20 protein-coding genes are annotated in these 16,577 nt (G+C 71.0%); 8 read left to right on the top strand and 12 right to left on the bottom strand.

The genetic code is table 11. The features are described 5' to 3' along the window. Nucleotides 1-213: 213 nt before the first annotated feature. Nucleotides 214-918 carry a phosphatase PAP2 family protein gene (locus OG285_RS18460; protein ID WP_356827456.1) on the top strand — a complete coding sequence of 235 codons (705 nt, stop codon included), beginning with the start codon at nt 214-216 and terminating at the stop codon, nt 916-918. 88 nt (nt 919-1,006) lie between these two features. Here OG285_RS18460 and OG285_RS18465 read toward each other — a convergent pair whose 3' ends face one another. The 5 genes from OG285_RS18465 to OG285_RS18485 all read right to left on the bottom strand — a co-directional run bounded on the left by OG285_RS18465 (nt 1,007) and on the right by OG285_RS18485 (nt 4,541). Beyond that, complete coding sequence (locus tag OG285_RS18465) at nt 1,007-1,948, bottom strand: YihY/virulence factor BrkB family protein (protein ID WP_356827458.1); 942 nt, start codon at nt 1,946-1,948, stop codon at nt 1,007-1,009. A 171-nt stretch (nt 1,949-2,119) separates the two neighbouring features. After that, a complete protein-coding gene (locus OG285_RS18470; protein ID WP_371791594.1) occupies nt 2,120-2,704 on the bottom strand; it encodes a hypothetical protein in 585 nt (194 codons plus the stop codon). Continuing rightward, the gene (locus OG285_RS18475; protein ID WP_371791595.1) at nt 2,688-3,752 is read right to left on the bottom strand and encodes a DUF6286 domain-containing Asp23/Gls24 family envelope stress response protein; all 1,065 of its coding nucleotides are present in this window, start codon (nt 3,750-3,752) and stop codon (nt 2,688-2,690) included. The genes OG285_RS18470 and OG285_RS18475 overlap by 17 nt, the downstream gene beginning before the upstream one ends. Further along, the gene (locus OG285_RS18480) at nt 3,749-3,991 is read right to left on the bottom strand and encodes a hypothetical protein (RefSeq protein WP_371791596.1); all 243 of its coding nucleotides are present in this window, start codon (nt 3,989-3,991) and stop codon (nt 3,749-3,751) included. Before OG285_RS18480 ends, OG285_RS18475 begins: the two co-directional genes overlap by 4 nt. A 52-nt stretch (nt 3,992-4,043) precedes the next feature. Further along, on the bottom strand, nt 4,044-4,541 hold the full coding sequence (locus OG285_RS18485; RefSeq protein WP_371791597.1) for an Asp23/Gls24 family envelope stress response protein: 498 nt from the start codon (nt 4,539-4,541) through the stop codon (nt 4,044-4,046). 258 nt (nt 4,542-4,799) lie between these two features. Here OG285_RS18485 and OG285_RS18490 point away from each other — a divergent pair, with 258 nt between their 5' ends. Genes OG285_RS18490 through OG285_RS18500 form a run of 3 tightly spaced genes read left to right on the top strand, consistent with a single transcriptional unit; the run spans nt 4,800 to nt 6,390 of the window. Then, a complete protein-coding gene (locus OG285_RS18490) occupies nt 4,800-5,375 on the top strand; it encodes an RNA polymerase sigma factor (RefSeq protein ID WP_356828294.1) in 576 nt (191 codons plus the stop codon). After that, entirely contained in the window at nt 5,366-6,061 is a 696-nt protein-coding gene (locus tag OG285_RS18495) for a hypothetical protein (protein ID WP_371791598.1), read from the top strand. The genes OG285_RS18490 and OG285_RS18495 overlap by 10 nt, the downstream gene beginning before the upstream one ends. Further along, on the top strand, nt 6,058-6,390 hold the full coding sequence (locus tag OG285_RS18500) for an Asp23/Gls24 family envelope stress response protein (RefSeq protein ID WP_371791599.1): 333 nt from the start codon (nt 6,058-6,060) through the stop codon (nt 6,388-6,390). The genes OG285_RS18495 and OG285_RS18500 overlap by 4 nt, the downstream gene beginning before the upstream one ends. A 29-nt stretch (nt 6,391-6,419) precedes the next feature. Here OG285_RS18500 and OG285_RS18505 read toward each other — a convergent pair whose 3' ends face one another. Beyond that, a complete protein-coding gene (locus tag OG285_RS18505) occupies nt 6,420-8,024 on the bottom strand; it encodes an FAD-binding protein (RefSeq protein WP_371791600.1) in 1,605 nt (534 codons plus the stop codon). 148 nt (nt 8,025-8,172) lie between these two features. After that, nucleotides 8,173-8,349: a hypothetical protein gene (locus OG285_RS18510; RefSeq protein WP_356827474.1), complete on the bottom strand. Its 177-nt coding sequence runs from the start codon at nt 8,347-8,349 to the stop codon at nt 8,173-8,175. A 111-nt stretch (nt 8,350-8,460) separates the two neighbouring features. Between OG285_RS18510 and OG285_RS18515 the strand changes: the two genes are divergently transcribed. Both OG285_RS18515 and OG285_RS18520 read left to right on the top strand, forming a co-directional pair. Beyond that, nucleotides 8,461-9,282, top strand: coding sequence for a hypothetical protein (locus OG285_RS18515; RefSeq protein WP_356827476.1), 822 nt, complete (start codon nt 8,461-8,463; stop codon nt 9,280-9,282). 93 nt (nt 9,283-9,375) lie between these two features. Next, complete coding sequence (locus tag OG285_RS18520) at nt 9,376-9,588, top strand: hypothetical protein (protein ID WP_371791601.1); 213 nt, start codon at nt 9,376-9,378, stop codon at nt 9,586-9,588. A gap of 271 nt (nt 9,589-9,859) precedes the next feature. On the opposite strand, the gene OG285_RS18525 is transcribed toward OG285_RS18520, so the two are convergent. Beyond that, nucleotides 9,860-10,207: a metal-sensitive transcriptional regulator gene (locus OG285_RS18525; protein WP_356827479.1), complete on the bottom strand. Its 348-nt coding sequence runs from the start codon at nt 10,205-10,207 to the stop codon at nt 9,860-9,862. Between the two features lie 223 nt (nt 10,208-10,430). Between OG285_RS18525 and OG285_RS18530 the strand changes: the two genes are divergently transcribed. Then, the gene (locus OG285_RS18530; protein ID WP_164266361.1) at nt 10,431-11,051 is read left to right on the top strand and encodes a DUF47 domain-containing protein; all 621 of its coding nucleotides are present in this window, start codon (nt 10,431-10,433) and stop codon (nt 11,049-11,051) included. Between the two features lie 5 nt (nt 11,052-11,056). Next, nucleotides 11,057-12,052 (top strand): inorganic phosphate transporter, encoded by a 996-nt coding sequence (locus OG285_RS18535; protein WP_356827481.1) that lies wholly within the window; start codon nt 11,057-11,059, stop codon nt 12,050-12,052. A 147-nt stretch (nt 12,053-12,199) separates the two neighbouring features. Here OG285_RS18535 and pstB read toward each other — a convergent pair whose 3' ends face one another. The 4 genes from pstB to pstS all read right to left on the bottom strand — a co-directional run bounded on the left by pstB (nt 12,200) and on the right by pstS (nt 16,346). Further along, complete coding sequence (gene pstB, locus OG285_RS18540) at nt 12,200-12,976, bottom strand: phosphate ABC transporter ATP-binding protein PstB (protein ID WP_356827483.1); 777 nt, start codon at nt 12,974-12,976, stop codon at nt 12,200-12,202. A 24-nt stretch (nt 12,977-13,000) separates the two neighbouring features. Continuing rightward, entirely contained in the window at nt 13,001-14,080 is a 1,080-nt protein-coding gene (gene pstA / locus OG285_RS18545) for a phosphate ABC transporter permease PstA (RefSeq protein WP_356827485.1), read from the bottom strand. Beyond that, nucleotides 14,077-15,072 carry a phosphate ABC transporter permease subunit PstC gene (gene pstC, locus OG285_RS18550; protein ID WP_356827487.1) on the bottom strand — a complete coding sequence of 332 codons (996 nt, stop codon included), beginning with the start codon at nt 15,070-15,072 and terminating at the stop codon, nt 14,077-14,079. Before pstC ends, pstA begins: the two co-directional genes overlap by 4 nt. A gap of 137 nt (nt 15,073-15,209) precedes the next feature. Then, nucleotides 15,210-16,346 (bottom strand): phosphate ABC transporter substrate-binding protein PstS, encoded by a 1,137-nt coding sequence (gene pstS / locus OG285_RS18555; RefSeq protein ID WP_371791602.1) that lies wholly within the window; start codon nt 16,344-16,346, stop codon nt 15,210-15,212. Nucleotides 16,347-16,577 lie beyond the last annotated feature (231 nt).

Genomic DNA, 16,577 nt, shown 5'->3' on the forward strand with positions numbered 1-16,577 from the left:
GACTGTTACCCCAACTCTCTGAGCTGCGACGATGAGTCACTCTTCGATAACGTCCTGGTGATCTTTCGGTGGAGAGCGGAACGCCGCGGGTGCGCCGGGCGTTCCCTTGTCCGGGAGACCGACAAGAGTGCGCACTGACCGCGGGGGTTGGTACGGCGGCTTGCACGGACGCACGCCGCGCAGTGGAGCGAAGGCAAAGGCAAGGGGCAGCGAATGGCTGGGCTCGCAAGTGATGGGTCGAACCCTGATGTCCGGCTGCTCTACGACATCAACGGCCTTGCCAAGTCGGCCCCCGGCTGGGCGGACCGGACCATGGAGTTCGTCGGCGAGTACGGGATCCTGCTCGCGGTGGTGCTGCTGGTGCTGGGGTGCTGGTGGAGTGTGCGCAGCCGGCCGGACACCGAGTCCGCCGTGACGGCTGTCGCGGGGATCGTCTGGGCGCCGCTGGCCGCCGGGATCGCGGTTCTGGTGAACGTACCGATCCGGGGACTGGTCAGGCGGGCCCGGCCGTTCGTCGACCATCACGGGCTCGATGTCCTGGTGAAGGGCAAGACCGACTTCTCGTTCGTGAGCGATCACGCGACGCTGGCGATGGCGATCGGGGCCGGTCTCTTCGTCGCGCACCGGAAGTTCGGGCTCGCCGCGATCGGGCTGGCGCTGGCCGAGGGGTTCTGCCGGGTCTTCATGGGCGTGCACTATCCGACCGATGTGGTCGGCGGGTTCGCGCTGGGGACGGCGGTGACGCTGTTGCTCTCGCCGCTCGCCATGGCGCTGCTCACCCCCGTGGTGCGGGCCGTCGCGCGGTCCGACCGGGGACGGGTGCTGGTGCGGTCGCGGCGGGTACGGACGGTGGCGGCCGCCGCGGTGGAGATTCCTGAGGCGCGGTCCGAGTCGGGGCGGAACGATCTGGCCGCGTGATCTGGCCGCGTGACACGGTTCCGGGCTGGGGACGTCGGCTGCGTGCTGCGGGGCTCTGCCCCGGGCCGCAGGCCCCGGTCCCTGGTCCTCAATCGCCGGACGGCCTTGATTTCGCCGCGCTCAGTTCCGCGTTGAACTGGGCTCCTGCCAGCAGGGACAGGTTCGAGACCCAGAGCCAGACCATGAAGACGACGACGCCCGCCAGTGATCCGTACAGCCTGCTGTAGGTGCCGAACCCTGCCGCGTACGCCGTGAAGCCCGCCGAGGCCGTCAGCCAGAGCAGGGCGGCCAGCACACCGCCCGGCAGGCCGCGGTGGGTGGCGCGGGCCACCGGTGGGCCGGAACGGAAGAGGAGCAGGACCAGCAGGGCCACACAGCACAGCAGTGTCGGCCATTTGAGCAGGTCCCAGACGTCGGTTCCCGCGTTGCCCAGGCCCAGGGCCCGGCTCAGGGAGGTGGCCAGGGAGCCGCTGAGCACCAGGACGAGCGCGCTCACCACCAGCAGCCCGAGCAGGGCCACGGCCGTCAGCACGATGCGGTGCGCTTTGCGCAGGGCGGGGCGTTCGTCCTTGATCGCGTACATGGAGTGCAGGGCGCGGCGGAAGACCGCGAGGTAGCTGGAGGCGGACCACAGGGCGCTGAAGGCCCCGCCGATCAGGACCGTCAGAGCGGCGGAACGCTGGCCCGCCACGTGGCTGAGCGCCTGGTGCAGGGCGGCGCCGGATTCGGCGGGGGCCCAGGCGCTGACGTCCGCGATGAGCTCGTCGGTCGTCGCGGGAGCGACCAGGCCGATGACCGAGATGGTGACCAGGAGCGCGGGGACCAGCGCGAGGATCGCGTAGTAGGTGAGGGCGGCGGCCCAGTCGGAGACGTCGTCGTTCCACATGGAGACGGGGGTGCGGCGCAGCGCCGTACCCCCGCGTGACCAGGCGTCGGACGACGGCCGGAGGTGCGGTGCGCGGCGGCCCGGGCGGGGGATCCACGGCAGGGCCGGGTTCTCGCTGGGCTCCGGTGTGGTCCGTCGCTCCATGCGTGCCTCTCTGCCGGCCGGTGCCGGTACACCGGTGCCGGTACACCGGCGCTGGTGAATCGGTGAATCGGTGTCAGTGCGCCGGTGCCGGCGCCGGTCATGGGTGGTGTGGGTGGTCGCAGCTGGTTCCTGCCCCCGGCCTGGGGGTTTACCCCGGCCGGGGCGGAGCTGTCAGGTGGCCCGCCGGGTGCGGTGTGCGGGTACGCCGAGACGGACCTCGGCCGCGACCGGCCGGGGGGCGGCAGACGCGCGGGCCTGCGCGAGGGTGTCGCCGGCGACCCGGTCCAGGACGGTGGCGGGCCCGGCGTCCGGGGCGAGCAGCAGGGTGGCGCGTGCGGTGAGGCGGTGCGGGCGGCCGTGGAGCGCGATGTGGGCGCGGTCCACTCCGGGCAGCGCCGCCGTCCGCTCGGTCATCGCGGAGGCGAGCGCGCGCGTGCGCAGGGTGACGCCGGGGCGGGTCAGCGGTACGGGGCTGCGGGCGCCGCTGCGGAGCTGGGCGGTGACCCACCACAGGAACAGCAGGACGGCGACGGCGAGTGCGGCGATCACGGCGGGTGTCCACCAGCCGTTCTCCCGCAGCCGGGCGAGACCGCCGCGGTCCAGCAGCACGGTGTCGTACCCGGTCCGCGGCCACCGGGACGGCAGCCGGGAGCGCACGCCGGGCGCGGCCGCCGCCAGCAGGCCGCCCCCTGCGACCAGGGCGAGACCGGCACAGGCCAGGGCGGCCCGGTTCGTTCCGTTACGGAGTCGGCTCATCGGATGCCGTGCCTTCCCGTGAGGGCGAGCCGGGGGTGTGGGCCCGGGGGGTCCCGTGCCAGTGCGGTTCCGGGGTCACCGTGGTGTGCAGGCGGAGCGGGCGGGCCAGGCCGCATCCGGTGAGCGCTCTGGTGGCCGCTTCCGTCACCTCGCGGCGGGCGGTGTGCCGCTCGCCGAAGCCCAGCCGGGCCCGCACGGTGACCCGGCGCCTGCCCACGCGCGTCCGGACCCGGGTCACACCGGGGACCGCGGCGACGGCGTCCCGTACCAGTACGGCCACCGCCGGACGTTCCAGTACGGCGCGCAGCTCCGGTGCGGGCGGGGTCATCGGGAGCAGCTTGCGTGCGCCGGGGGTCAGGGCGAGCAGCAGCAGCCACAGTCCGGCCAGCACGGCCACCGCGCCACCGGCGGTCACCACGCTGTCGCCGGGGCCGTGTCCGGCGAGCCAGTCGACAAGTCCGGTGCGCCAGCGGGCCGGGGCGCGGTCCGTGGCGTGCACCCGGATCACGTCGTACAGCAGCGGTCCGCAGCCCGCCGCTGCCAGGAGTCCCAGCAGGGCGGCCGGGACCCGGCGCTGTGCCCACGGGCGGTGGGCGGCGCGGGGCTTCCGGGTGCTGGTGCTCTCGACGGTGGCGGCGGTACCGCTGCCGTCTCCCGTGGCCCGGCCGGTCGCGTTTTCCGTGACCGGCGTGCGGTCGGCCACGTCCTCGGTGACCGCCGTGCGGACCGAGAGGGCGCGGATGCGGATGCGGGCGTCCGGGACGGTGAGGCCGGTCAGTTCGGCGGTGCGGTCGGTCACGCGCCGCTGGATGAGGCTGCCCGCCTCGTCCAGCGGTGCCGGGTAGGGCAGGGCGACATCCACCGCCACCTGGGCGCGGCGGCCCTGGACGGTGACCGATCCGTGGGTGACCCGTACGTCGCCCGGGGGCAGGGCCTCCCCGGCGGCGTGTTCGGCGATCCTGCGGACCGCGCGGTCGGACACCGTCGTCGTGCCGCGTTCGGCGGGGGCGGTCACTGTCGTCGCGCGGCGTTCGGCGGGGGCGGTCACCGGCGGTCCCGGTCACGGGGGTTGCCGCTGTCGCGGAAGCTTCCGCTGTCGCGGGCGCCGCGGCGGTCCCGGGTGGCGAGGAACTCCCGCCAGTCGAACCCCTCGTCCTCGGACATCCGGCCCACCGCCCAGCCGATCGCGCCGAGCGCCGCGACCAGGAGGAACGCCCCGAAGCCGCCGAACCAGCCGGCGAACCCCAGCGCCATTCCCACCAGCAGCCCCACCAAGGATCTGTTCACGGCTCGGCTCACCTCGCTCTCGATGCGGATTCGATCGCCTTTCCGGGCCCGTTCACGCCACGCGGGTGTCCGTGCCCGTGTCGGTCTCGTCGTCCTCCAGCAGGTGCACGTCGTTGACCGCGATGTTCACCTCGACGACCTCAAGACCGGTGATCCGCTCGACGGCCGCGATCACGTTCTCGCGCACGTCGCGGGCCACATCGGTGATGGCCACGCCGTACTCCACGACCAGGTCCAGGTCGATCGCGGTCTGCCGTTCGCCGACCTCGACCTTCACACCCCGGCCGACGTTCGGGCGGCCGCCGGGGACGCGGTCGCGTACGGCGCCGATGGTGCGCGACAGGCCGCCGCCCATGTCGTACACGCCGGGGATCTCACGCGCCGCCATGCCCGCGATCTTCACGACCACGACGTCGGCGATGGACGTCTTTCCGCGCGAGGACGCCGGTTCCGCGGCACCGCTGACGCCGCCGCTCACCGTGGTGGAGCCGGGAGTCTTCCGGGTGTTGCTCGTGCTGCTCGTCGCGGCGGACAGTTCCTGAGTGGTCATCGGGTTCTCCTCGTGGGTGGGGCGTTTCCCGGCTTGGTTCCGGTGTGTTTCACGTCGCATGCCCTCACCCCCTTCGACACGGCCGTCCGCACGGCGTTACGCGACTTGGCGAAAGTCAGGTCCGGCGGCGCGCCGCGCACCGCTCCCGGCGGGGCCGCCGCGGATAACGTGCTCGGGTCGCGTAACGCCGGCGCCCGGCCGGTGTCCAACCCGGTGAGCAGAGAGAGGAGCCGCCGCGTGCCGGGATACCCAGGAGATCTGGACAAGACGCCGGCCGAAGGCGATGGCCACCCCGGGCGCGCCGACGGGCTGCTGGCCGTACGGGCCGGTGAGGGGGACGAGGAAGCGTTCGAGACACTGGTGCGCAGACACGGCCCCGTACTGCTGCAACTCGCCACCCGGCTCCTCGGCAGCCGGACCGAAGCGGAGGATGCCGTGCAGGACTCCTTCATCGCCGCCTGGCGCAAGCTGCCCGAATTCCGCCGGGATGCTGCCTTCAGGACCTGGATGTACCGGATCGTCACCAACCGCTGTCTGAACGCGCTGCGGGCGAGGCGGCCGGTGGCGGGACTCGAATCCGTGCCGGAACCGCAGGCCCCCGAGCACGCGTTCTCTCCCGCGCGGGCGGCCGAGTCGCACGCGGCGGTGGAGGCGCTCTCGGTCGCCATGGCCGGTCTTTCGCCCGAGCAGCGCGCCTGCTGGGTGCTGCGGGAGCTGCACGGACTGTCGAACGAGACCATCGCGGAGACGGTCGGGATCAGCCGGCAGGCGGTCCGGGCCCGGGTCTTCCGCGCACGGCGCTATCTGACGGAGGCGATGGGCGCATGGCGGTGACTGCGAACCCCGGGCCGCCGGAGGGCGCGGCGGACGGCGAAGGCGCCGACGACGAGCGGCTGCTCTGCGGCCGGCTGCTGTCCGAGGTGTGGGAACAGTGGGACACCGGCGCTGCGGATGCTCATACCGCGAGCTGTGCGTACTGCGCTGCCGCGCTGGGCGATCTCGAACTGCTCGGTGCCGCCGTACAGCAGGCCCGGGACACAGAAGGCGGCGAACCGGCCACCGGTGCCGACACCTTCACGCTCATCGAGCGGGTGATGGACGTGGTCCGGCTGGAACTGCGGCCGGGCCGCACCCTGCCGCTCGGCGAACCGGACGAGGACGCGTGGATCGTCGAGGCGGCTGCCGCCAGGACGTTCCGGGCCGCCGCCGAGCTGGTGCCGGGCGTACAGGTGGGCAGTTGCCGGATCGCCCCGCTCGACCGGGCCGGGCCGCCCGCCCGGCCGGTGGGGGCGGCTCCGCGCGGTCCCGTACGGGTCCGGGTCGAGGCGTCCGTCGCGCTGACCTGGAACCTCCAGGAGGCGGCGGACGAGATCCGGGAGCGGATCGCGGAGGCGGCGGACAGCGCGCTGGGGATGGAGGTGGCTTCGGTCGATGTGAGCATCACGGACGTCACGGATGCCACAGACATCACAGACATCACCGGAAACACCGGAAACACCGGCACCGGGGGTGTGCGATGACGGATCAGATCATCCGTGAGCAGCTGTCGGCGGCGGTCGCGGAGGCGGCACTCGGGGTGTCCGGAGTCGCGTTCCTGCGGCCCGGCCTCTCGGGGCTGTTGCGTACGGCGGGCCGCAGCGGGCCCTCCGGGGTGCGGATCGGGCGGACGGACCGAGCGGACGGCCGCGACGGCTGGACGGCCGAGGTGTTCGTGGTGCTGCGGCAGGGCCGGCGCGCCGTCGACGTCACGCGCGCCGTCCGGGCGGCGGTGCTGCGGGCGGTCGCGGACACGGGGGTCGCGGACCCGACGGCCGTGACGGTCGGCGTGACGGTCACCGGATTCGCGTGAGACGCGTCCGTCGGAGCCCTGTGGGAACCTCAGAGCGCCTGCGGGAAGTCGAACAGCCGCTCCGGGTCGTACTGCTTCTTGAGCCCGGCGAGCTTCGACGCCCCCGTCCCGTAGTACGCCGTCCGCCAGTCCGTCAGCTTCGGGTCGATGTAGTTCTGGTAGGCGCCCCCCGACGCGTACGGGCCCATCGCCCGGTGCGTGTCCTTGAGCCAGGACTGCTGGGCGGTGCCCGCGGAGCCGGGCCGCCAGGACGCTATGTACTGGGCGAGCACCCGTGAACGCCGGTGCACGAACGCGGTGGCCGACGGGGAGACCCGGTTGATGGCGCCGCCCAGCGCGGTGAGCGCGACCGAGCCCGCGCCCTGGGCGGCGCTCAGACCGGCGAAGGCCAGGGTCCTGGAGAGCAGGGCGTCGATACCGGCCGCGGGCAGCGCCCGGTCGTAGAAGTCCGAGGCGGCGGCGTACGTTTCGCGCCGCAGCGTTCCGCCGGTCCGGCGGCCGGGCGTCGGACCCGGCAGATGGCACTGGTCCTCACTGAGGCTGGCGCAGCCCGCGTAGACGAGCATCGCGTCCTCGTAGCCACGCCTGCGCAGTGATACGGAGCGGGCCGGGGCGCCCACCGTGTCGGCGAGGCGGTCGACGGCGTTCTGGAGGTCCCCGTACGTGCCCAGCGAGAACGCCGCGACGGAGACGCTCGGTGCTCCTCCGCCCGGCGCCGCCTCCAGATGCGCCGACGACCAGATCTCGTCGGCCTGGTCGGGGCCCCACTTCTGCCAGGCGTCGATGACCGCGTGCGCCTTCGACCAGGGCCAGGACATATAGGCGGAGACGGTCTGCGGTGCGGCGTGCGTACGGAAGGTCATGCCGGTGACGACGCCGAAGTTGCCGTTGCCCGCGCCGCGCAGCGCCCAGAACAGGTCCTTGTTCTCCCGCGCGCTGGCCGTCACACGCTTGCCGTCGGCCGTGATCAGGGTGGCGGAGGTGAGGCTGTCGCAGGTCAGCCCATACGCCCGGGAGGCGACGCCGTGGCCGCCGCCGAGGGTGAGCCCCGAGATGCCGACCGTGGGGCAGGAGCCGCCGGGGATGGCGCGGGAACTCCGGCCGAGGGTTTCGTAGATGTCGACCAGCTTGGCGCCCGCGCCGATCGTGCCGTCGGCGGATATGTGGGACAGCTTCGACACATCGATGACGAGCCGGCCGTTGCCGGAGGACCACCCGGCGTAGGAGTGGCCGCCGTTGCGGATGGAGACGGGTACGTGGTGCGCCCGCGCGTAGGCCAGGCACTCGCGGATGTCGTCCTCGCCCGCGACGTACGCGACGGCTGCGGGCTTCAGGCTGTCGTACCGGGTGTTGTAGAGCTGACGGGCCGTGGGGTAATCGGCGTCACCGGGGCGGACGAGCTTGCCGTCGAGCCCGTGGGACAGCGCGGTCCAGTCGGCGGCGGCCCGGGGCAGGGAGCCGGAGGCGCCGGATGCCTTGCTGCCGGTGCCGGTCGTGGCTCCGGCGCCGGAGCCGGTCGTGGAGCTTGGCGGCTTCTGGTCGGAACTTCCAGAACTGTCCGAACTGCCGGAGTTTCGGCAGGCGGCGGCGGTGGCCAGGACGGGTACGGCGGCGAGCAGAGTGCGGCGTTGCATGTGGACCTCCCGGCGTACGAGACGAGCCGCAGGGGTGTACGGGTTCCCTGACCCGCCTGCCCCTTCGGCCGCCGGGCACGCCGCTACGGCCGGTCCACCCCGGCTGACGGCATGTCAGGGTGGTGGGCCGTCCGCCGGGCCGGGGGCCTCAGGCCTCCGATGCGCGCCCCGCCGTGTGCTCCGTGGCGTCCGTACGGGCGCGTTCGCGCGAGCGGCGGGCCGGGCCGGTCCAGCCGCAGACGCAGCGGGCCGTGCAGAAGGAGCCGCGTTCGGAGGTCGAAGTGGCGTGCTGCCGGGTGTTCCGTGGGGGGTCGTCGTCGCGCACCCGTCCACGGTACGGGGGAGGCCGTTGGGCGTGACGGCGGTTCCCGGGAGTCGTTAGGCGAAGCAGGCGGGCGCGGACGATGACTGGCCAGGCGTTGGGGATTGGCGGGCGATGGTGGAGCAGTACAGAGGCAGGGCCAGGGTGCTCGCCGGTGCCGCGTTCGCTCTGGTGGGGGCGGTGGGGGCCGCCGGCTGTACGGCCGGGGCCGGGGCTTCGGCCGACGACCGGCACGGCGGGCCCGAGGCGGTGCGGCAGGCCGCGCACGTCCTCGCGGGGGCCGGCAGCTCCCGGGCCAGCACGTCCATGACGATGGCGACCGGCGGGACGCGGGTGACCATCCGGGGCACCGGCGGCTTCGACTTCCGGCGGCGCAGCGGTCTGCTCAAGGTCGTCCTGCCCCCGGACGCCGAAGGGGCCGAGGAACATCCGCCCATCACCGAACTCCTGACGCCCGCCGTGGTGTACATGAAGAACCGGGGCGCCAACGTGCCCGCGGGCCAGTGGGTCCGCATCGAGCCCGCGAAGCTCTCCGACGGGAATCTGGTGACCAACGGGGCGACCGATCCGCTGGTAGCGGCCGAGCTGCTGCGCGGGGCGCGCGGGGTGGTGTACGCCGGTACGGAGGAGCTGGCCGGCACGCGGGTGCGGCACTACAAGGGCACCGCCGATCTGTCGGTGGCCGCACGGAACGCGGCGCCGCAGGTCAGGGCCGTGCTGGCCGCGGCGGCGCAGGGGTTCGCCGGACCCGATGTGCCCTTCGACGCCTACTTCGACGCCCAGGGCCGGCTGCGCAAGGTGCGCGAGACGTTCGGCTTCGCCAACAAGGGGCACACCGTTCAGGTGGCGTCGACGACGCTGCTCTACGACTTCGGCGCGCCGGTGGCGGTGACGTTGCCGCCCCTCGGCGACATCTACGCCGGGGCCGTCGAGTAGGAACCGGCAGGAACCAGTGGGAAATGGTCCTTCCGTGCCATGCGCGGGGTGGGCACGTTTCCCTACGCTGGTAAGTCGGCTCAGAAAGGGGTGATGGCCATGGCCGGAGCGCTGACCCTCCAGGACCGCATCGCCCTCGTCGAGATCGAACTGTGCGGAGAGTTGATGATCGCGGCAGCCGCCTCGCTGGAGGAGCGGCTCAGCCAGGCCCGTATCGACGAGGTGCTGATGGTGAGGACCGCGCGGTCCGCGCGGACCGCGTCCCCGGAGGGGTGCACCCGTGCCCGCCGGGACCGCGAACACTGAGGGGCCCCCGCGACGGGAGCGCGGTGCGGCCGGGGCGCGGAGCGCAGGGCGTGCCCCGGCGGCACCGACCCGTTCAGACTCGTACCGACCGTTCCGGACTCGTACCGACCCGTCCGGACTCGTTTTCGACCCGTTCAGACTCGTACCGACCGACGATTTTCAGCCACCGCTCAGTGCCATGTCACCGGCCACTGCGCGAGGCCGCCGTCCGAGACCACCGCCCCTGACCGCCGCCCGCCACCGCCGTCCGTCACCACTGGCCCGGGTGGGCTCAGGTGCGCAGCAGCCGGGCGATCGCCTTGGTGGCTTCCTCGACCTTCGCGTCGATCTCCTCGCCGCCGCGGACCGCGGCGTCCGCCACGCAGTGCCGCAGGTGTTCCTCCAGGAGCTGAAGGGCGAAGGACTGGAGCGCCTTGGTGGAGGCCGATACCTGCGTGAGTATGTCGATGCAGTAGACGTCCTCGTCCACGAGCCGCTGGAGCCCGCGAATCTGGCCCTCGATCCGGCGCAGCCGCTTGAGGTGTTCGTCCTTCTGCTTGTGGTAGCCGTGCACGACGGGCTCGGTGCCCGGCCCCTGGCCCGTACGGTCGGGCGCGCCGGCCGCCTCGGTGGTTGTCATCGCGTCCTCCCGTTGTGGAACCGTTGTGAATGCTGGTGACCCGTTGTCCAGAAAGGTGATGGATACCCCTCGTGGGTATATAGTACCGATCCTTCCGAAAATCGGGGCGGGCCCCGTGCTGATCACTGTGCCCCATGGGCGACACTGAACAACGCCGGTTAGCCGTGGCCGGATGATGCGCCTAGCATCAGCCTGACCGAATCCAGAGCCCCGAGGACCCCACGTGCGCTTTCGTCTGACCCCCAGGGAGACGAGCTTCTACGACATGTTCGCCGCATCCGCGGACAACATCGTCACGGGCTCGAAGCTCCTCATGGAACTGCTCGGCGCGGACGCATCCGGCCGGGTCGAGATCGCGGAGCGGATGCGGGCGGCGGAGCACGCGGGAGACGACGCGACGCACGCGATCTTCCACCAGCTCAACTCCTCGTTCATCACGCCGTTCGACCGCGAGGACATCTACAACCTCGCTTCCTGTCTCGACGACATCATGGACTTCATGGAGGAGGCCGTCGACCTCGTCGTGCTCTACCAGGTCGAGGAGCTGCCCAAGGGCGTCGAGCAGCAGATCGAGGTCCTGGCCAGGGCGGCCGTGCTGACCGCTGAGGCGATGCCGAGCCTGCGGACCATGAACAACCTCACCGAGTACTGGATCGAGGTCAACCGGCTGGAGAACCAGGCCGACCAGATCCACCGCAAGCTGCTCGCCCACCTCTTCAACGGCAAGTACGACGCCATGGAGGTCCTGAAGCTCAAGCAGATCGTGGATGTGCTGGAAGAGGCGGCCGACGCGTTCGAGCACGTCGCCAACACGGTGGAGACCATCGCGGTCAAGGAGTCCTGAACCTCGTGGACACCTTCACTCTGATCGTGACCATCGCTGTCGCGCTCGGATTCACTTACACGAACGGCTTCCACGACTCCGCCAATGCCATCGCGACCTCGGTGTCCACCCGGGCGCTGACGCCGCGTGCGGCCCTGGCGATGGCCGCTGTGATGAACCTCGCGGGCGCCTTCCTGGGCAGCGGGGTCGCCAAGACCGTCAGTGAAGGGCTGATCGCCACGCCCACCGGGCAGAAGGGGATGGGAATCCTCTTCTCCGCGCTCGTCGGCGCGATCGTCTGGAACCTGATCACCTGGTACTTCGGGCTGCCGTCCTCGTCCTCGCATGCCCTGTTCGGCGGACTGGTCGGCGCCGCGCTCGCCGGCGGCACGATGGTGCACTGGAGCGGGGTGGTCGAGAAGATCGTCATCCCGATGTTCCTGTCCCCGGTCGTCGGCCTGGTGGTCGGCTATCTGGTGATGGTCGCGATCCTGTGGTTGTTCCGTAAGTCCAACCCGCACAAGGCGAAGCGCGGATTCCGTATTGCCCAGACGGTCTCCGCCGCCGGTATGGCGCTCGGCCACGGTCTCCAGGACGCGCAGAAGACCATGGGTGTGGTCATGATGGCCCTGGTCATCTCGGGCCACGAGACCTTCAACGACGCGATCCCCGTCTGGGTCAAGCTCGTCTGTGCGCTGATGCTGTCGCTCGGTACGTACGCGGGCGGCTGGCGCATCATGCGGACGCTCGGCCGCAAGATCATCGAGCTGGACCCGCCGCAGGGCTTCGCGGCGGAGACCACCGGCGCCGCGATCATGTTCGGCTCGTCGTACCTCTTCCAGGCGCCGATCTCGACCACGCACGTCATCACCTCGGCGATCATGGGTGTGGGCGCCACCAAGCGCCCGCGCGCGGTGCGCTGGGGCGTGGCCAAGAACATCGTGCTCGGCTGGTTCATCACCATGCCGGCCGCCGCGGTCGTCGGCGCCCTCACCTACTGGGTCGTCCTGCTGATCTTCTGAGCCACCCGGCGGCTGCCTTTCCGTACGGCTCCGTACGGCTCCGTACGGCTGCGTACGGAAAGTGGGCCCGCCCCCCGGAATCCAAGGGGGGCGGGCCCTTTTCTGCCTTGCGGTGGCACCGCCATGCAGCACCGCAAGCCGCGGCGTCTATCCGAAGCGCCCCGAGATGTAGTCCTCGGTCGCCTGGACGGACGGGTTCGAGAAGATCCGTTCGGTCTCGTCGATCTCTATGAGCCGGCCCGGCTTGCCGACCGCCGAGAGGTTGAAGAAGGCCGTGCGGTCCGAGACGCGCGCGGCCTGCTGCATGTTGTGCGTCACGATGACGATCGTGAAGCGCTCCTTGAGCTCGCCGACCAGGTCCTCGATGGCGAGGGTGGAGATCGGGTCGAGCGCGGAGCACGGCTCGTCCATCAGCAGGACCTGCGGCTCGACCGCGATGGCGCGGGCGATGCAGAGCCGCTGCTGCTGGCCGCCGGAGAGCCCGGAGCCCGGCTTGCTGAGCCGGTCCTTGACCTCGTTCCAGAGGTTGGCGCCCCGGAGCGACTTCTCGACGATGTCGTTCAGCTCGCTCTTCTTGTACGTGCCGTTCAGGCGCAGGCCCGCCGCGACGTTGTCGAAGATCGACATGGTCGGGAAGGGGTTCGGGCGCTGGAAGACCATGCCGACCGTACGGCGTACGGCGACGGGGTCGACGTGGGTCCCGTACAGATTCTCGTCGTCCAGCATCACCTTGCCCTCGACGCGGCCGCCCGGGGTGACCTCGTGCATCCGGTTGAGGGTGCGCAGGAAGGTCGACTTGCCGCAGCCGGACGGGCCGATGAAGGCGGTCACCGAGCGGGGTTCCACGGTCATCGAGATGTCCTCGATGGCCTTGTGGGAGCTGTAGTAGGCGGTCAGGCCGCTGATGTCTATTCGCTTGGCCATGGAAATCAGCTTCTTCTCTCGGCCTCAGCGGCCGGTCTTCGGGGCCTTCCAGCGGGCGATGCCGCGGGCGACGAGGTTCAGGATCATGACGAAGGCGATCAGCACCAGTGCCGCTGCCCAGGCCCGGTCGATCGCGGGCGGCTCGCCGAGCTTGTACTGCTCGAAGATGTAGTACGGCAGGGAGGACTGGCCGTCCTTGAAGGGGTTGGTGTTGATCATCTGGCTGCCGAACACCAGCAGCATGATCGGCGCGGTCTCCCCGGCGATGCGCGCGATGGCCAGCATCACACCCGTGGTGATACCGCCGACCGCGGTCGGCAGGACCACCTTGAGGATCATGCGCCACTTCGGTACGCCGAGGGCCAGCGCGGCCTCGCGCAGCTCGTTCGGGACGAGCTTGAGCATCTCCTCGGTGGAGCGGACGACGACCGGGATCATCAGGATCGTCAGCGCGAGCGCGCCCATCAGGCCCGACGGCTCGGTGTCGGTCATCAGCATGATCGACAGGATGAACAGCCCGGCGACGATGGACGGGATGCCGGTCATGACATCCACGAAGAACGTCACGGCCCTGGCCAGCGAGCCCTTGCCGTACTCGACCAGGTAGACGGCGGTCAGCAGGCCGATCGGGACGGCGATCACCGTGGCGATGCCGACCTGCTCCAGGGTGCCGATCAGCGCGTGGTAGACGCCGCCGCCCTGGTCGGAGGAGAGGACGCCGACCATCGAGTGCGTGAGGAAGGTGACGCTGAGGTCCTTCACCCCGTGGCCGATGGTCGTCCAGAGCAGCGAGAGCAGCGGGATGACGGCCAGGAGGAAGCAGACCCAGATGATGCTGGTCGCGAAGCGGTCCTTGGCCTGGCGCTTGTTCTCGACCACCGCCGTGGTGACGTAGGAGAGCGCGAGGAAGACGACGACGGCGACCAGGCCCCACTGGACCTTGCTGGTGAGGCCGGCGGCGAGGCCGGTGCCCGCGCCGATCACGAGCGCGGCGGCGGCGAAGCCGGCCGGCGCCCAGCGGGGGAGGCTGCGTGCGCTGAGGCTCGGTGCGGTGTGGACCCGGGGGGACTGCTCCTGCCCGGTCTCTACGGCTGTGTCACTCATGCGTTGGCCCCCGAGTACTCCTTGCGGCGGGCGATGATCAGCCGGGCCGCGCCGTTCACGAGCAGGGTGAGGACGAAGAGGACCAGACCGGACGCGATCAGGGCGTCCCTCCCCAGCGGGTTGGCCTCGTCGAACTTCGCCGCGATGTTCTGGGCGAAGGTGCCGCCGCCCGGGTCGAGCAGGTGCAGCGACATCACGTAGCTGGGCGAGAGGACCGTGGCGACGGCCATCGTCTCGCCGAGCGCCCGGCCGAGGCCCAGCATCGAGGCCGAGATGACACCGGAGCGCCCGAAGGGCAGGACCGAGAGCCGGATGACCTCCCAGCGGGTGGCGCCGAGGGCGAGCGCGGCTTCCTCGTTCATCCGCGGGACCTGGAGGAAGACCTCCCTGCTGACGCTGGTCACGATCGGCAGGATCATGATCGCCAGCAGGATGCCGACGGTGAGCATGTTCCGGGCGACGCCGGGCTGCGTCTGGTCGAAGAGGTACGTCCAGCCGAAGTACCGGTCGAGCCAGAGGTTGAGGCCGCCGAGGTACGGCACCAGGATCAGGGCGCCCCAGATGCCGTAGATGATGCTCGGCACGGCGGCCAGCAGGTCCACCACGTAGGCGAGGGTGGTGGCCAGCCTGCGCGGCGCGTAGTGCGAGATGAAGAGCGCGATGCCCACGGCGACCGGCACCGCGATGACCATCGCGATGACCGAGCTGATGACGGTGCCGACGAGCAGGACCGCGATGCCGAAGACCGGCGGTGTCTGCGAGGGCAGCCAGTCGAACGTCGTGAGGAAGTTGCCCTGGTCCTTCGAGATGGCGATGGAGGCGCGGTAGGTGAGGAACCCCGCGATCGCTGCCATCACCACGAGGAGCAGGACGCCCGAGCCCCGGGTGAGGCCCAGGAAGACCCGGTCTCCCAGCCGGCCGGTGGACGGGCCGGACGGGGTGTGGAGGGGGGTTTCCGGTGGAGGGGTGTCTATCTGTGTGGTGGTAGCCATGGTCTTTCCGGTCTGTGTGGGGGAGCCGCTGCTCCCCTGGCGGCGGTGCACCGGATGGGGGGCGGTGGCCGGCCCGGAGGGGCGCTCGGGGCCGGCCGCCGTCACTGCTGTGGAGCGTGTGGAGTCCGTGAGGCCGGTTACGAGATCGTGGCGAGCGTCTTGCGCACCTTGGCGTTGATCTCGGCCGGGATCGGGGCGTAACCGGCGGTCGAGAGCTGCTTCTGGCCCTCGTCGCTCGCGGTGTAGTTCAGGAAGGACTTGACGGTGCCGAGGGTGCCGGCCTTGTTGCCCTTGTCGCAGACGATCTCGTACGTCACCAGGACGATCGGGTAGGCGCCTTCGGCCTTGGTGGTGTAGTCGAGCTTGAGCGACAGGTCGGAGCCGGTGCCGACGACCTTGGCGGCCGCGATGGCCTTGGAGGCGTTGTCGGGGGTCGCTTCGACGGGGGCGCCGGCGCCCGTGTCGATCTTGACCGTGGAGATCTTCTGCGAGGTGGCGTACGAGAGCTCGAAGTAGCCGATCGAGCCGTCGACCTGCTTCACCTGCTGGGAGACGCCGGCCGAACCGGCCGCGGCCTGGCCGCCGGGCGCGGGCCACGACTTGCCGATCGGGTACTTCCAGTCGCCGGGCGCCGACGCGGTCAGGTACTTGCTCAGGTTCTCCGTGGTGCCGGAGTCCTCGGAGCGGTGGAAGGGCTGGATCGCCTTGGACGGCAGCTTCGCGCCGGGGTTGAGCTTCTTGATCGCCGGGTCGTCCCAGGTCTTGATCTTCGTCGAGAAGATCTTCGCCAGCGTGGGGCCGTCCAGGACGAGGTTGTCGATGCCCTCCAGGTGGTAGCCGACCGCGATGGGGCCGCCGACCATCGGGAGGTCGATGCCCTGGCCGCCGCTGCAGACCTTCTTGGAGTCCGCGACCTCGGCGGGCTTCAGCGGCGAGTCCGAACCGGCGTAGCCGACCGTGCCCTGGTTGAAGGCGACGATGCCCTCGCCGGACGAGGACGACTTGTAGTTGATCTCGACGCCGGAACAGGCGGCCATGTAGCCCTTGGCCCACAGGTCCATCGCGTTCTTCTGCGCGCTCGAACCGGAGGCACGCAGCTGGCCCTTCGCACCGTCGCACTTGACGTCGGATGCGGCGCTCGTCTTGGTGCCGGTGCCTCCGGTCGAGCCGCTGTTGTCGTCCGAACCGCACGCCGTGAGGACCAGGGCGCCGGATACGGCGAGGGCGCCGAGCGCGGCGGCGCGAAGCCGGGTCTTGCGCTGCTGAAGCTTCACTTCGGGTGTTCCTTCCAGGAGCCGCCGGGTTTCGTTTCGTTGTACGGCGGCGTGCGAAGAGGTGACCGGTACGGCGGGGTGCCGTGCACCGTGTAAGGCCGAAATTAGGCAGATCAGGTGAAGCGGCCGACGGGGGTGAGTGAACGGAGAGTGAACCTCGGCGGACGACCGGGTGCGGCTCCGTGGGCGTGTACCGGAGGGTGACGCGGTGACACGGTGATGTAGCGCTGC

This window comes from Streptomyces sp. NBC_01471 (genome assembly GCF_041438865.1).
Lineage (GTDB): Bacteria > Actinomycetota > Actinomycetes > Streptomycetales > Streptomycetaceae > Streptomyces.